We start from the raw sequence: 14,239 nt of genomic DNA on the forward strand, positions 1-14,239 counted from the left end.
GTGGCGGTCGGGGCGGCTCCGCCGAAGATGATGTTTACTCCTCGGGGGCTCGGGAACCCGCCCGCCGTGCGACGGGACCACGAGCGGGATCAGTGCAGGTCAGCCCGGGTTGACCCGGGTTCTGACCGGTTCCCGTCGGCACTCTTCGACGCGGTCCTGCTGGACCGGGACGGCACCCTCGTCGAGGACGTGCCCTACAACGGCGACCCGGAGAAGGTCCGGCCGCTGCCGGGCGTCCGGGAGGCCCTGGACCGGCTGCGCGGCGCCGGGTTGCGGCTCGCGGTGGTGACCAACCAGTCGGGACTGGCCCGCGGCCTGTTCACCCACGACGAGCTGCGCCGGGTGAACGCGCGGGTGGAGGAGCTGCTCGGACCCTTCGACGCCTGGCAGATCTGCCCGCACGGCGAGCGGGACGGTTGCGGCTGCCGCAAGCCCGCTCCCGGTCTGGTGCGCGCCGCCGCCCGTGCGCTCGGCACCAGCCCGATCCGTTGCGTCATGGTCGGCGACATCGGCGCCGACATGGAGGCCGCCGCGGCGGCCGGCGCCGCGGGGATCATGGTCCCCACCCCGGCCACCCGGCCGGCCGAGGTCGCCGCCGCGCCCACGGTCGTCGAGGACCTGCCCGCGGCGGTGGCGCGGATCCTGGACCGGATCGGCCTGGTGTCCCCGCCCGCGTCGCAGCGACGGCGGGGCACCGTGCTGGTGGTACGCAGCGACGCCGCGGGGGACGTGCTGGTCACCGGTCCCGGCATCCGGGCCGTCGCCGCCGGAGCCGACCGGGTCGTCCTGCTCTGCGGCCCCCGCGGCCGAGCCGCCGCCGACCTGCTGCCCGGCATCGACGGGCTCATCGAATGGCCACTGCCGTGGATCGACGGCAACCCCGCCCCCGTCGACCCCGACGACATCCGCCACCTCACCACCCGCCTCGCCCAGGTCGGCGCCGACGAGGCCGTCATCTTCACCTCCTTCCACCAGTCCCCCCTACCCCTGGCCCTCCTGCTACGGATGGCCGGCGTACCCCGGATCAGCGCCATCAGCGACGACTACCCCGGCGCCCTGCTCGACGTCCGCCACCGCGTACCCGTCGGCGTACCCGAACCCGAACGCGCCCTCTCCCTCGCCGCCGCCGCCGGCTTCGCCCTGGCCCCGGACGACGAACCGGGGCTGCGGCTGCGGGACGACCGGCTGCCGGCCACGCCGGCCGGCACCGGCGAGCCCGGCTACGTGGTGCTGCACCCCGGATCGTCGGTCGAGACCCGGGCCTGCCCGCCGGAGCTGGCCACCCGGATCGTCCGGGTGCTCCACGCCGCCGGGTACCGGGTGGTGGTCACCGGCGGACCGGACGAGCGGGAGTTGACCGCCCGGGTCGCCGCGGCCGGCGGAATCGACCTCGGTGGCCGCACCGGGCTCGGCGAGCTGGCCGCCATCATCGCGCGGGCCGGCGCGCTCGTCGTCGGCAACACCGGGCCGGCGCACCTGGCCGCGGCGCTGGGGGTGCCGGTGGTCAGCCTCTTCGCCCCGACCGTCCCGTTCGGACAGTGGGGGCCGTACCGGGTGCCCACGGTCCGGCTCGGCGACGCGGGCGCGCCCTGCCGGGACACCCGGGCCACCCGCTGCCCCGTCCCCGGGCATCCCTGCCTCTCCGCCGTCGAGCCGGGACGGGTCCTGGCGGCGCTGCGGCTGCTCGGCGTGCCCGCCGACGCGCCGGCCGGGCCGGAGGCGGTGGTCGCCGGACCGCCGCGGGGACCGGCGGTGACCGCCACCGGCGGGGTGGCCCGATGAACATCCTGCTGTGGCACGTGCACGGCTCCTGGACCACGTCCTTCGTGCACGGCAAACACCGGTACCTGGTGCCGGTCACCCCCGACCGGGGCCCGTACGGCCTGGGTCGGGCGCGGACCTATCCGTGGCCCGACAGCGCCGTCGAGGTGACCCCGCAGGAGCTGGGCCGGGCCGACGTGGACCTGGTCCTGCTCCAGCGCCCCGAGGAGTTCGACCTCGCCTGCGAGTGGCTGGGCCGCCGGGTGGGCCGGGACCTGCCGGCGATCTACGTCGAGCACAACACCCCCAAGGGCGAGGTGCCGAACACCCGCCACCCGATGGCCGACCGCGACGACCTGCTGCTCACCCACGTCACCCACTTCAACCAGCTCTTCTGGGACAACGGCGGCACCCGCACCGCGGTCGTCGAACACGGCGTGCTCGCCCCGGCCGTGGAGTGGACCGGCGAGCTGGACCGGCTCGCGGTGGTGATCAACGAACCGGTCCGCCGCAGGCGGGTCACCGGGACGGACCTGCTGCCCCGGTTCGCCGAGATCGCCCCGCTGGACGTCTACGGCATGGGGGTGGCCGGGTTGGCCGACCACCTCGGGCTGCCGGCGGACCGGGTCACCAGCCACGATGACGTCCCGCAGCACGCCATGCACACCGAACTGGCCAAGCGGCGGGCGTACCTGCACCTGTGCCGGTGGACCTCGCTCGGGCTGAGCCTCGTCGAGGCCATGACGATCGGCATGCCGGTCGTCGCGCTCGCCACCACCGAGGCCGTGGAGGCGGTGCCGCCGTCCGCCGGGGCCCTCTCCACCCGGGTGGACGTCCTGCTGGAGGCGGCCCGACGGTTCGTCGAGGACCCGTCGGCGGCCCGCAGGGCGGGCGCCGAGGCGCGGGTGGCCGCACGGAACCGCTACGGCCTGGACCGTTTCCTCGCCGACTGGGACCGGCTGCTGGAGGAGGAAGTATGCGCGTCGCGATGATCTCGGAGCACGCCAGCCCGCTCGCCGTCCTCGGCGGCGAGGACGCGGGCGGCCAGAACACGCACGTCGCGGAGCTCTCCGCCGCGCTGGTGGCCGCCGGCCACGACGTCCGCGTCTACACCCGTCGCGACGCCGTGGACCTGCCCGTGACGGTACGGGCCCCGGACGGCTTCGACGTGGTGCACGTGCCGGCCGGCCCGGCCGAGCCCGTCGCCAAGGACGAGCTGCTGCCGTACATGGCCGAGTTCGGCGGCTGGCTGGCGGAGCGGTGGCGCACCGGCGACTGGCAGCCCGAGGTGATCCACGCGCACTTCTGGATGAGCGGCCTGGCCGCGCTCGCCGCCGGCCGGCGGACCGGGGTGCCGGTGGTGCAGACGTACCACGCACTCGGCACGGTGAAGCGGCGCCACCAGGGGCCGCAGGACACCAGCCCTCGGGGCCGGCTCCGCCACGAACGGGAGCTGGGCCGGTCCGTCGACCGGGTGATCGCCCAGTGCCAGGACGAGGTCGGCGAGCTGGTCCGGATGGGGGTGCCGCGGTCCCGGATGACGATCGTCCCGTCCGGGGTGAACCTCCGCACCTTCGCCCCGCTCGGCCCGGCCGCCCAGCGCGACGGCGACCGGCCGCGGATCCTCACCGTCGGCCGGCTGGTGGAGCGCAAGGGCTTCCAGGACGTGATCCGGGCGACGGCCCTGGTCCCCGGTGCGGAGTGCGTGGTGGTGGGCGGTCCGCCGGCCGGGCTGCTGGAGACCGACCCGTACGCCCGCCGGCTGCGCACGCTCGCGGAGTCCTGCGGGGTGGCCGACCGGGTGCGCCTGGTCGGCGCGGTGCCCCGCGAGGAGATGGGCCGCTGGTACCGGTCCGCGGACGTGCTGGTCGCCGCGCCCTGGTACGAGCCGTTCGGGCTCACCCCGCTGGAGGCGATGGCGTGCGGCGTACCGGTGATCGGCACCGCCGTCGGCGGGCTGATCGACACGGTGGTCGACGGGCGGACCGGCGATCTCGTCCCGGCCCGCGACCCGCAGGCGCTGGGCGCGGCGATCCAGCGGCTGCTCGGCGACCGGATCCGGCGCTTCGGGTACGCCACGGCGGCGCTGGAACGGGCCCGCCGCTGCTACTCCTGGTCGACCACGGCGGACCGGCTGACGGAGGTGTACGGCGAGGTGGCGGCCGTGCGTCGGCCGACCCGGGTGGTCGCCTGATGGCGGCGCCCGGCCCGACCGGCGACGGCGCCGGAACTGTGCTGGACACCCACCTGGCCCACCTGGCCGCGGCGCTGCTGCCCTTCCGCCGCGCGGAGCAGCTCCTCGCCCGCTGGGGCGGGGAGCTGGCGCACCGGCTGGCCACCGGCGGGCGGCTGCTCGTCGCCGGCAACGGCGGCAGCGCCGCCGAGGCCCAACACCTCACCGCCGAACTCGTCGGCAAACTCCGCGACGACCGCGAACCCCTCTCCGCCATCGCCCTGCACGCCGAAACCAGCGCCCTCACCGCCATCGGCAACGACTACGGCTACGACGAGGTCTTCGCCCGCCAGGTCCGCGCCCACGGCCGACCGGACGACATCCTCCTGCTCATGTCCACCAGCGGCACCAGCACCAACCTCCTCACCGCCGCCCACGCCGGACGCGACACCGGCCTGCGCTGCTGGGCCTTCACCGGACCCACCCCCAACCCCCTCGCCGACGCCTGCACGGAGACCCTCGCCATCGACTCCCCGGAGAGCCAGGTGGTGCAGGAGCTGCACCTGGTCGCCACCCACGTGCTCTGCGAGTACGTCGACCGGGCGCTGCCGGCGGCGCTCGCCGGCCGGGCGGCGCAGCCGCTGTCGACCGGACCCGCCCGATCCACGCCGGTGCGCACCGGCGTCGAGGTGGTGCTCGCGGACGAGGCCCCGGAGGTCGAGGCCCGATGAGGAGGTCGAGCGTGACGGGACCCGTGGTGGTGATCGGTGACACGCTGCTGGACCGGGACGTCGAGGGGGTGGTGAACCGACTCTGTCCGGACTCCCCGGTGCCGGTGCTCGACGAGACCACGTACGTCGACCGGCCCGGTGGGGCCGGCCTCGCCGCGGTCTTCGCCGCCGCCCAGGGCGCGGAGGTGGCGCTGGTCACCGCCATCGCCGACGACGCGGGTGGGGCCCGGCTCAGCTCGCTGCTGGCCGCCGCGGACGTGCAGCTGTACGCCCTTCCGCTGGCCGGGGCCACGCCGGAGAAGATCCGGTTGCGGGTCCGGGGCCGGGTGCTGCTGCGGCACGACCGGGGCGGGACGCCCGGCGACCCCGGCGAACCGGGCGAGGCGGTGCTGCAGCTGATCGCCCGGGCGTCCGCGGTGCTGGTCAGCGACTACGGCCGGGGGGTCGCCGGGCAGCCGGCGCTGCGGGCCGCGCTCGCCGCCACCCGGGCGCCGGTGGTCTGGGACCCGCACCCGCGCGGGCCGGCGGCGGTGCCGGGGGTGCGCCTGGCCACCCCCAACGAGTCCGAGGCGCGGGAGCTGGCGAAGGCGACCCCGGGCGCATCCCGGCTGGTGACCGCGTCCCGGGGCGCGCAGGCGCTGCGCGACCGGTGGCGGGCGGGCGCGGTGGCGGTGACCCTCGGCGGCGAGGGGGCGCTGCTCTGCCACGCCGGCACCACGCCGCTGGTGGTGCCCGCGCCGGCCAGCGCCGAGGGGGACACCTGCGGGGCGGGGGACCGGTTCGCGGCCGCGGCGACCCTCGCCCTGGCCCGGGGCGCCCTGGTCTCCGAGGCGGTGCAGGCGGCGGTCGCCGAGGCGTCCGCGTACGTGGCGGGCGGGGGAGTGGCCGCCGCCCTGCCGGCACCGGTCCGGGCCCGGACCGACCGGCCGGCCGTCGAGGCCGGACCGGCCTTCCCGGCCGTGACGGGCGGCGGCGGTGACCGGATCGGTCCGGCCGCGGCCGGCGCGGTGATCGCCGAGGTACGTGCGGCCGGCGGCACGGTGGTGGCCACCGGCGGCTGCTTCGACCTGCTCCACGCCGGGCACGTGGCCACCCTCCAGGCGGCCCGCCAGCTCGGCGACTGCCTGGTGGTCTGCCTCAACTCCGACCACAGCGTCGCCGGCCTCAAGGGGCCCGACCGCCCGGTGGTGCCGCAGGGCGACCGCAGCCGGCTGCTCGCCGCGTTGAGCTGCGTCGACGCCGTGCTGATCTTCGACGAGCCCACCCCGCACGCGGCCCTGTCCTGGCTCCGCCCGGACATCTGGGTCAAGGGCGGTGACTACGCCACCGGCGGCGGCGAGGAGACGCTGCCGGAGGCGGAGATCCTGCGGCGCTGGGGCGGGCAGACCGTGGTGGTGCCGTACCTGGACGGGCGGTCCACCACCGACATGATCGCGGCGGCCCGCGCCAGTCGCCGGGGGACCCCCGGCGGGCCGACCGTGGCCCGGTCCGGCACGACGGCCGTCCGGCCGACGGCGGAGGGAGCACGATGAGCGGCAGTTCCCCGGGGGCGGGTCCCACCGTCCTGGTCACCGGCGGCGCGAGCGGTCTCGGCGCCGCCGTGGTCACCGCGGTCGCCCGGGCCGGCGGTCGGCCCCTCGTGCTGGACCGGCAGCGGCCCGGGGACGGGGTGCCGTGGGTCCAGTGCGACCTGGCCGACACCCGGGCCGCCGAGGCGGCGACGCGCGAGCTGGCGGAACGCTCCGGCGGCCTGGACGCCGTGGTCACCGCGGCCGGCATGGACGTCCCGGGCAAGCTGGCCGACGTGCCCGGCGAGACCTGGGAACGGATCGTGACGGTGGACCTGCTCGCCACCGCGGCGGTGATCCGCGCCGCGCTGCCGTACCTGGAGGCCTCCCGGGGCAGCATCGTCACCGTCGCCTCCACCCTCGGGGTGAAGGCGGTCAGCGACGCGACCGCGTACTGCGCGGCGAAGTTCGGGGTGGTGGGCTTCACCCGGGCCCTCGCGGCGGAGCTCGCCGGCTCGGTCACGGTCACCCTGCTGATCCCGGGCGGCATGCGCACGGCGTTCTTCGACGAGCGGGACGCGCAGTACCAGCCCGGGCCGGACGCCGCGCTCAACGAGCCGGCCGACACTGCCGCCGCGATCATGTTCGCGCTCTCCCAGCCGCCCGGGTGCGCGGTACGGGAGCTGGTGGTCTGCGCCGAGCAGGAGTCGTCGTACCCGTGATCCTCGTGCTCCGCGCGCTCGGGGTCGGCGACCTGGCGGCCGCCGTCCCGGCGCTGCGCGGGCTGCGGGCCGGATTCCCCGACCGGGAGCTGGTGCTGGCCGCCCCGGCCTGGCTGGCGCCGCTGGCCGACCTGGTCGGCGGGATCGACCGGGTGCTGCCCACCGACGGGCTGGGCGCACCGGCCTGGTCGACCCCGCCGCCCCAGGTGGCGGTCAACCTGCACGGCCGGGGCCCACAGTCGCACCGGCTGCTCGCCGCCGCCCGGCCGGGCCGGCTGCTCGCCTTCGCCAACGCCGGGGTCGGGCACGCCGACGGTCCGGCGTGGGACGACGACGAGCACGAGGTCCGCCGCTGGTGCCGGCTCCTGCACTGGTACGGCCTGCCGGCGGACCCCGCCGACCTGGCGCTGCTGCCGCCGCCCGCGGCGGCGGTCCCGGCCGGTGCCACCGTGCTGCACCCGGGCGGCAAGATCGACGCCAAGCGCTGGCCGGCGGAGCGGTTCGTCGCGCTCGCCCGGGCGCTGGCCGACCGGGGCCATCGGGTGGTGCTGACCGGCTCCGCGGACGAGCGGGACCTCGTCGCCCGGGTGGCCGGCGCCGCCGGGCTGGCCCCGGAGGCGGTGCTCGCCGGCCGGACCGGCCTGGCCGAGCTGGCCGCCCTGGTGGCCGCCGCCCGGCTGGTGGTCAGCGGGGACACCGGGGTCGCCCACCTGGCCACCGGCTACGGCACCGCCTCGGTGGTGCTCTTCGGACCGGTCCCGCCGGCCCGCTGGGGACCGCCGCCGGACCGCCCCCGGCACCGGGTGCTCGACGCCGCGGGCGGGGCGCGGATCGGTCGTGATTGGACCGCGGCGGGCGGGGTAGAAACGCCTCCGACGTTGGCGGCCATCTCCGTCGATGAGGTGCTGGCCGCGGTGGACGACGCGGAACGGGCGGTGCGGGTCTCCGGTGCGGTTGCGGCGTAGTGATCCGGGCAGGCCGGGGTACGGACGCCGCCGGCGCGGCAAGGGCTGGCTCTTCCTCGACCCGGCCGGCGAGCCGGTGCGCGACCCCGAGGAGCTGGCCCGCCTCGGCGAGCTGGTGATCCCCCCGGCCTGGCAGGACGTCTGGATCTCGCCGTACCCGAACGGGCACATCCAGGCCACCGGCGTCGACGCGGCCGGCCGCAAGCAGTACCTCTACCACCCGATGTGGCGGCAGAAGCGGGACGAGGCGAAGTTCGACCACGTGCTGGAGGTGGCGCGCCGGCTGCCCGGGCTGCGCGAACGGGTCGACCACGACCTGGGTCTGCGTGGGCTGCGGCGCGAGCGGGTCCTCGCCACCGTCGCCCGGCTGCTCGACATGGGCATGTTCCGGGTCGGCAGCGACCAGTACGCGACCGGCGACGACCCGACCTTCGGCGTCTCCACCCTGCGCCCCGAGCACGCCCGGTCCCGCCGGGGGTGCGTGGTCTTCGAGTTCCCGGCCAAGGGCGGCATCGACCTGGTGCGCCGGATCGAGGACCCGGAGCTGTGCCGGGTGCTGACCAACCTGCGCCGGCGGCGGCGGGCCGAGGAGCGGCTCTTCGGCTACTGGGACGGCCGGAGCTGGCGCGACGTGCGCAGCGACGAGGTGAACGACTACCTCCGCGACGCCAGCGGCGGGGAGATGACCGCGAAGGACTTCCGTACCTGGCATGCGACCGTGCTGGCGGCGACGGAGCTGGCCACGGCAGGCCGGCAGCGCTCGGTCACCGGGCGGAAGCGGGCCGTCGCGGCGGTGATGCGCTCCGTCGCCGAGCTGCTCGGCAACACCCCGACCGTGGCCCGTACGTCCTACGTGGACCCGCGCGTGGTGGACCTCTACCACGACGGGGTGGTGGCGCCGGTCGAGCCGGAGATGCCGCGCGGCACCGTGGAGAAGATCGTCCTGGCGCTGCTGGAGGAGGCCTGACCGGCCCCGTCGTCGGTCCTTGGGGGAAGAACGACGGGGCCGGAGTCGGCGTGTCCGGTGGCCCTGCCGGTGCGAGTGGGAGCCCTCGGCACCGGGCGGCCGCCCGCGACCGACCGTCGCGGGCGCCTCGCCACGGCCCCCCGATACCAGTGGGCCGTGCCGGTCTACCGGCTGGCGGCCCGCGACCAGTATCTCCGCCCGGGGTTGACCATTGACGCCGGAGAGTTGACGATCCGTGCCGAGCTGTCCCGGGGTCGGACGCCGGATGTCCGGGTCAGTCGTTGAGCACCTGGGAGAGCCGGTCCCGGAAGCGGCGCTCCGAGTCGCTGACCACGTCGCCGCCGAGGCCCAGCAGGCCGCCGGTGGACGCCGCGGTCACCACCTGCTCGGCGATCTCCACCAGCCAGTGCTTGTACGCCCCGGCCTGACCCTCGTCGACCCGGGCGGCCAGCAGGGCCGCCGCCTGGCCGGCCCGGGCCAGCACGTCGTCGGTCATCGCCCGCGGGTCGGCGGGCTCGATCACCGGCAGCTCCTCGCCGGCCTCCGGGTCGCCCACCCGGGCGACGATCTCGCCGGCGACCGCGGCCACCAGCGGGCTGGCCGACTCGCGCCCGGCGGCGATGCCCTCCAGCCCGGCGGCGTTCTCCGCCATGGTGCGCTTGGTGCCGTCCGACTCGGCCGCGCTCGCCGCGGTCAGCACCGACTGCGGCAGGCCGACCAGCAGCCCCCACTCCTCGTCGGAGAATCCGAACCTGGTGTATGCCGGCTGCTCGATCACGAGTGAGCCCCTCTCGCCCTGGTCATCGTCGTCAGTGGTGCCGGGCGCCACGCCGGCGCCCGGGTCAGGCTAGTTCAGCGTGAGCAGGCCCTGTTCGGACACCACGCGCACGGACAACGTCTTGTACCCCACCTCGTCGAAGAGCACCGTCATCCGGTCCTCCTCGTAGCTGAGCACCAGGCCGGCGCCCCACTCCGGGTGCCGGACCTGGCTGTGCACCGGGAACGGACCGCTCGCCCCGTCGTCGGCGACGCTGGTGCCGGCGTGGCAGTTGTCGCAGTGCCCGCAGACCTCGCTCATCTGCTCGCCGAAGTACGCCAGCAGCGCCTGGCCCCGGCACCCGGTGGTCTCGGCGAAGGCCCGCATCATGTCGGTACGCGACCGGGTGACCGTCTGCTGCCGCTCCGCCTCGGCCAGCGCGGCCGCCGCGGCGTCGGCCGGCCGGGGGGAGTAGCGCGGCGCGCCGAGCTGCTGCCGGGCGCGCGGCTCCACGGCCCCGACCTGCTCCAGCAGGGAGAGGTACTGGCCGAGCTTGCGCGGGCCGAGGCCGGTCAGCTCGCGCAGCTCCTTCTTGGTCCGGGCCTGCTTGCGCAGCACCGCGGCGAGGTCCCGCAGCTCGGTCTCGTCCGGCAGGCCGCCGCTGAAGTAGCGCTGCAGCCCGACGTCCTCGGCGCGCCAGAGCAGCAGCACCCGGGCCGGCTCCCCGTCCCGGCCGGCGCGGCCGATCTCCTGGAAGTAGCTGTCCGGGGAGTCGGGCAGTGCCATGTGCACCACCCAGGCGATGTTGGGCTTGTCGATGCCCATGCCGAAGGCGGACGTCGCCACCATGATCGGCACCTGGTCGGCGAGGAACGCCTCGTGCAGCTCGTTGCGGGCGTTGGTGGCCATCCCGCCGTGGTAGTACTGGGCCGGAAAGCCGGCGTCGGTGAGCCGCTGGGCCAGCTCCTCGGCCGCCCGGCGGGTCGGCACGTAGATGATGCCGGGGCGCTCGTCGTCGCGGAGCAGCGCGACCAGGCGCCGCCAGCGGTAGTCGTCGGTGGGGCAGTACGCCACCTCGAGGAAGATGTTGGGCCGGTCCAGTCCGGAGACCACCACCTCCGGGTCGCGGAGCCGCAGCCGGGCGATGATGTCGTCGCGTACCGGCGGGGAGGCGGTGGCGGTGAGCGCGACCACCGGCGGCCGGCCGAGGCCGTCGATCAGGTGGCCCAGCGCCAGGTAGTCGGGGCGGAAGTCGTGCCCCCAGGCCGAGATGCAGTGCGCCTCGTCGATCGCCACCAGCGCCGGGTTCAGCGACCGGACCTCGGCCATCCGGTCCGGGTTGCTGAGCGCCTCCGGGGTGATGAAGAGGAACTCGGCGAGCCCCTCCCGGATCTCGACGATCGCCTCGGCCTGCTGGGCCGCGGTCTCGTCGGAGCTGATCCGGACCGCCCGCAGCTCGGGGCGTTGCCGCTCGTTGAGCGCCGCGATCTGGTCCTGCTGGAGCGCCAGCAGCGGGGAGATGACCACGGTGGGTCCGGGGATCAGGCTGGCCGGGATCTGGTAGATCGCCGACTTGCCGGCGCCGGTGGGGAGCACCACCAGGGCGTCGCGTCGCTTCATCACCGCGCGCATCGCGGCCAGTTGGTTGGGCCGGAGCGCGGTCCAGCCGAAGAGGCTTCGCGCCGCGCGGCGCAACGTCGTCGAGTGCGTGGTCAGCTTCATCAGTGGCCGCAGGTACCCGAGGGGGGATCGGGCGAAACCGGAGGCTTCCGACGGGGTGGTTCAGCCGACCCCCAGAACGGGCGTTGACGTGCGAGGCGGAGCAGGAGGGGGCGCCGCCCCGACCGGGCGAGGGGACCGTGGAGGCGAACCTGCGGGCGTACCTCCGGCGGGCGCTGGCCCTGCACGCGGCGATCCTGCCGGCCTTCGCCGGGCTGACCACCCAGCCCAAGCTGCTGGCCCGCCTCGCCGAGCTCCCGACCCCCCCTCGATGGCGCGGCTCGACGACCGCGCCGCGGCTGACGCTCACCTGGCTGCGGGTGCAGCCGTGGTTCCTGGCGGACGTGCTGCGCTGGTACGTCGACCACCCCGCCGAACGGGCCGCTCTCGGCACCCCGGCCGGTGGCGAGCGGCTCCGCCGGGCATTGGGGGTCGGCTGAGTCCCGGCGCAGCGACCCGCCCGGGACGGCGCGCTGTTCAGCGCAGCCGGGGTAGCACCTCCCGCTGGTAGAGGTCGAACAGGCCCGGCCAGTGCGGCCCGGTGTTCGCCACGTAGACCTCGTCGAAGCCGGCCTTGGCGTACTTGTCGATCATCTCCAGGTGCGCGTCGGCGCTGTTGCCGCAGACGAACGACTCCTTCATCATCTCCGGCTTGACCAGCTGGGCGGCCTGCTCGAAGTGGCGCGGCGAGGGGAGCACCTGGGAGAGCTCGCCCGGCACCCCGGCGTTCGGCCACTTCTCGTACGCGATCCGCGCGCCGGCGTCCACGCTGTCGGCGTACGCCGCCTTGAAGCCGGCCTGGCACGGCTTGTCGCCGCCGCCGTTGTCCCGGAACCGGCGCACCATCTCGCCGTCGGGCATCACGCTGATGTAGCCGTCGCCGATCCGGGCGGCCAGGTCGATCGCCTTCGGGCCGAAGCCGGAGACGTGGACCGGCGGGGGCGTGTCCGGCAGCGTGTAGATCCGGGCGTGTTCGACGGTGTAGTGCCTGCCGTGGTGGTTGACGAACTCACCCCGCCACAGCTTGCGCATCACCTCGACCGCCTCCTCCAGCATCTCCAGCCGGACGTCGGTCTGCGGCCAGGCGTCGCCGAGGATGTGCTCGTTGAGCGCCTCGCCGCTGCCCACGCCGAGGACGAACCGGCCGTTGTGCATGACCGCGCTGGTCGCCGCCGCCTGGGCGATGACCGCCGGGTGGATCCGCACCGTGGGGCAGGTGACCGCGGTGGTCACCGGCAGCGCGCACACCTGGCTGAGCGCGCCGATGGTCGACCAGACGAAGGGGCTCTGGCCCTGCGCGTCCACCCAGGGGTGGTAGTGGTCGGAGATCCACAGTGCCTCGAAGCCGGCCCGCTCGGCGCCGCGCGCCTGCTCCAGCAGCTCCGCCGGGGTGTACTCCTCGCTGGACAGAAAGTAGCCGATCCTCATCGTTCCGTTTCCTTTCATGATGCGTAGGTGAGCTCATGATTGGATGTCCTACCTTGCGGTGGGACGGTCCCGGTGTTGGCCGCTTTGGCGGTGCCGGGTTGACGTTTCACAGCCACCAGCCCGCGGGGGCGGGTCTTACGGTCGGCTCCGCGTCCGTTTCGTGTCTCCGGGCCACTCCCGGCGACGGTGACCGCCAGCGCGGCCAGGTTCCGTGCGGCGTTGACGTCTCGGTCCAGGACGAGGCCGCAGGTGGTGCAGGTGTAGGTGCGCTCGGACAGGGCGAGCTTGGTTTTCACCGCGCCGCAGCCGGAGCAGGTTTTTGAGGACGGATACCACCGGTCGGCCACCACCAGCCGCCCGCCGCTCCACCCCGTCTTGTACGCCAGTTGCCGCCGCAGTTCGGCGAACCCGGCATCAGCGATACGCCGGGCCAGCCGCCGGTTGGCGAGCATCCCGGCCACGTTGAGGTCTTCCACCACGATGGTGCCGTACTCGGCGGCGAGCCGGGTGGTCAGCTTGTGCAGACCGTCACGGCGCAGATGAGCGACCCGGGCGTGCGCCCGGCCGAGTCGCACGCGGGCCCGCTTCCACCGCTTCGACCCACGCCGGCCGGTGCGCCGGTCAGGGCCGACCCCGCGAGACATGCGCCGCGCGAGACGCCGCATCCGGCGGGCGGCGGTGTCCAAATGGCGCGGGTTGGGCTCTACCTCACCGGTGGACAGCGCCGCCAGATGCGTCACACCCAGGTCGACACCGACTGTCGCATCCGGACGAGCTGGCACACCCGCGTCGCGCTGCACCGCGCAGGTGAACGACACGTACCAGCGCCCACCGCCGCGGCGCACCGTCGCCGACAGGATCCGGGCGGTGCCCGCCTCAAGCCGGCGGGCGAGCTTACGAGCCGACTCGTGCAGCTTCAACCGGCCCAGCCGGGGCAACACCACATGCCTGCGGTCCGGCTCGACCCGGATCGCCCCCGTCGTGAACCGCACCGACGGTGTGGACCGGCGCCGGGATTTGAAACGCGGGAACCCCACCCGACGCCCGGCCCGCTTGCCTGAACGCGAGTCGGACCAGTTCGTCAACGCCCTGGCCAGGGCGTCCAGGCCGGTGTTGAACGCCTCCTTCGAACACTCGGCCCACCACGGCGCCACATCCGCCTTCACCGCGTTCCACGCTCTATGCAGCGCCGGCAGAGACCAGCCGATCGTGGGGGTGAGGTGCTCGTCGGGGGTGCCGTAAGTGCGTTCGGCGGCCCGCTGGTCCATGACCGCCTTGACCCGGGCCAGCGCCCAGTTGTGCGCCACCCGCGCCGCACCAGCATGCGCGAGCACCGCCCGCTCCTGGCGGGGCGTCAGGTCCAACGCGAACCGGTACGCCTGCACCACGCTCAACCGCTCCCGGTGCGCCACGCCCAGCACCGTAACCACCCGGTAAACCCGCAACCACCACCGCCACCCCCCACGGCACCAAGCCGCCCACCGCCTGATCCCCCGCCACCATGCACT

13 protein-coding genes are annotated in these 14,239 nt (G+C 75.3%); 9 read left to right on the forward strand and 4 right to left on the reverse strand.

Annotation, left to right across the window (positions count from 1 at the left end; translation table 11 throughout):
* Positions 1-66: 66 nt before the first annotated feature.
* The 8 genes from EV384_RS15605 to EV384_RS15640 are packed head-to-tail and all read left to right on the forward strand — an operon-like array spanning position 67 to position 8,827.
* Positions 67-1,782: an HAD-IIIA family hydrolase gene (locus EV384_RS15605; protein ID WP_423202898.1), complete on the forward strand. Its 1,716-nt coding sequence runs from the start codon at positions 67-69 to the stop codon at positions 1,780-1,782.
* Entirely contained in the window at positions 1,779-2,753 is a 975-nt protein-coding gene (locus EV384_RS15610) for a glycosyltransferase (protein ID WP_130334117.1), read from the forward strand. The genes EV384_RS15605 and EV384_RS15610 overlap by 4 nt, the downstream gene beginning before the upstream one ends.
* Positions 2,738-3,955 carry a glycosyltransferase gene (locus EV384_RS15615; RefSeq protein ID WP_130334119.1) on the forward strand — a complete coding sequence of 406 codons (1,218 nt, stop codon included), beginning with the start codon at positions 2,738-2,740 and terminating at the stop codon, positions 3,953-3,955. Before EV384_RS15610 ends, EV384_RS15615 begins: the two co-directional genes overlap by 16 nt.
* On the forward strand, positions 3,955-4,665 hold the full coding sequence (locus EV384_RS15620) for a D-sedoheptulose-7-phosphate isomerase (RefSeq protein ID WP_130334121.1): 711 nt from the start codon (positions 3,955-3,957) through the stop codon (positions 4,663-4,665). The genes EV384_RS15615 and EV384_RS15620 overlap by 1 nt, the downstream gene beginning before the upstream one ends.
* An 11-nt stretch (positions 4,666-4,676) precedes the next feature.
* Positions 4,677-6,197, forward strand: a complete 1,521-nt coding sequence (locus EV384_RS15625; protein ID WP_130334123.1) for a PfkB family carbohydrate kinase — start codon at positions 4,677-4,679, stop codon at positions 6,195-6,197.
* Positions 6,194-6,895: an SDR family oxidoreductase gene (locus tag EV384_RS15630; protein WP_130334125.1), complete on the forward strand. Its 702-nt coding sequence runs from the start codon at positions 6,194-6,196 to the stop codon at positions 6,893-6,895. The genes EV384_RS15625 and EV384_RS15630 overlap by 4 nt, the downstream gene beginning before the upstream one ends.
* Positions 6,892-7,860, forward strand: a complete 969-nt coding sequence (locus EV384_RS15635; protein ID WP_130334127.1) for a glycosyltransferase family 9 protein — start codon at positions 6,892-6,894, stop codon at positions 7,858-7,860. The genes EV384_RS15630 and EV384_RS15635 overlap by 4 nt, the downstream gene beginning before the upstream one ends.
* On the forward strand, positions 7,844-8,827 hold the full coding sequence (locus EV384_RS15640) for a DNA topoisomerase IB (RefSeq protein WP_130334129.1): 984 nt from the start codon (positions 7,844-7,846) through the stop codon (positions 8,825-8,827). Before EV384_RS15635 ends, EV384_RS15640 begins: the two co-directional genes overlap by 17 nt.
* A 274-nt stretch (positions 8,828-9,101) precedes the next feature.
* Here EV384_RS15640 and EV384_RS15645 read toward each other — a convergent pair whose 3' ends face one another.
* Together EV384_RS15645 and EV384_RS15650 are read right to left on the reverse strand one after the other, a co-directional pair.
* On the reverse strand, positions 9,102-9,605 hold the full coding sequence (locus tag EV384_RS15645; protein ID WP_130334131.1) for a hypothetical protein: 504 nt from the start codon (positions 9,603-9,605) through the stop codon (positions 9,102-9,104).
* Positions 9,606-9,674: 69 nt separating this feature from the next.
* Positions 9,675-11,306 (reverse strand): RecQ family ATP-dependent DNA helicase, encoded by a 1,632-nt coding sequence (locus tag EV384_RS15650; protein ID WP_130334133.1) that lies wholly within the window; start codon positions 11,304-11,306, stop codon positions 9,675-9,677.
* A gap of 83 nt (positions 11,307-11,389) precedes the next feature.
* Here EV384_RS15650 and EV384_RS15655 point away from each other — a divergent pair, with 83 nt between their 5' ends.
* On the forward strand, positions 11,390-11,743 hold the full coding sequence (locus tag EV384_RS15655) for a hypothetical protein (RefSeq protein WP_130334135.1): 354 nt from the start codon (positions 11,390-11,392) through the stop codon (positions 11,741-11,743).
* A 37-nt stretch (positions 11,744-11,780) separates the two neighbouring features.
* On the opposite strand, the gene EV384_RS15660 is transcribed toward EV384_RS15655, so the two are convergent.
* On the reverse strand, positions 11,781-12,731 hold the full coding sequence (locus tag EV384_RS15660) for a TIGR03557 family F420-dependent LLM class oxidoreductase (RefSeq protein WP_130334137.1): 951 nt from the start codon (positions 12,729-12,731) through the stop codon (positions 11,781-11,783).
* A gap of 14 nt (positions 12,732-12,745) precedes the next feature.
* Entirely contained in the window at positions 12,746-14,161 is a 1,416-nt protein-coding gene (gene tnpB / locus EV384_RS15665) for an IS607 family element RNA-guided endonuclease TnpB (protein WP_278045602.1), read from the reverse strand.
* Between the last annotated feature and the right edge of the window lie 78 nt (positions 14,162-14,239).

Source organism: Micromonospora kangleipakensis (genome assembly GCF_004217615.1).
Lineage (GTDB): Bacteria > Actinomycetota > Actinomycetes > Mycobacteriales > Micromonosporaceae > Micromonospora > Micromonospora kangleipakensis.

Bases quoted from the DNA above. Each gene is read 5' to 3' on its own strand.
- EV384_RS15610 (WP_130334117.1), top strand. From the start codon at position 1,779: ATGAACATCCTGCTGTGGCACGTGCACGGCTCCTGGACCACGTCCTTC.
- EV384_RS15615 (WP_130334119.1), top strand. From the start codon at position 2,738: ATGCGCGTCGCGATGATCTCGGAGCACGCCAGCCCGCTCGCCGTCCTC.
- EV384_RS15620 (WP_130334121.1), top strand. From the start codon at position 3,955: ATGGCGGCGCCCGGCCCGACCGGCGACGGCGCCGGAACTGTGCTGGAC.
- EV384_RS15630 (WP_130334125.1), top strand. From the start codon at position 6,194: ATGAGCGGCAGTTCCCCGGGGGCGGGTCCCACCGTCCTGGTCACCGGC.
- EV384_RS15650 (WP_130334133.1), bottom strand. From the start codon at position 11,306: ATGAAGCTGACCACGCACTCGACGACGTTGCGCCGCGCGGCGCGAAGC.
- EV384_RS15660 (WP_130334137.1), bottom strand. From the start codon at position 12,731: ATGAGGATCGGCTACTTTCTGTCCAGCGAGGAGTACACCCCGGCGGAG.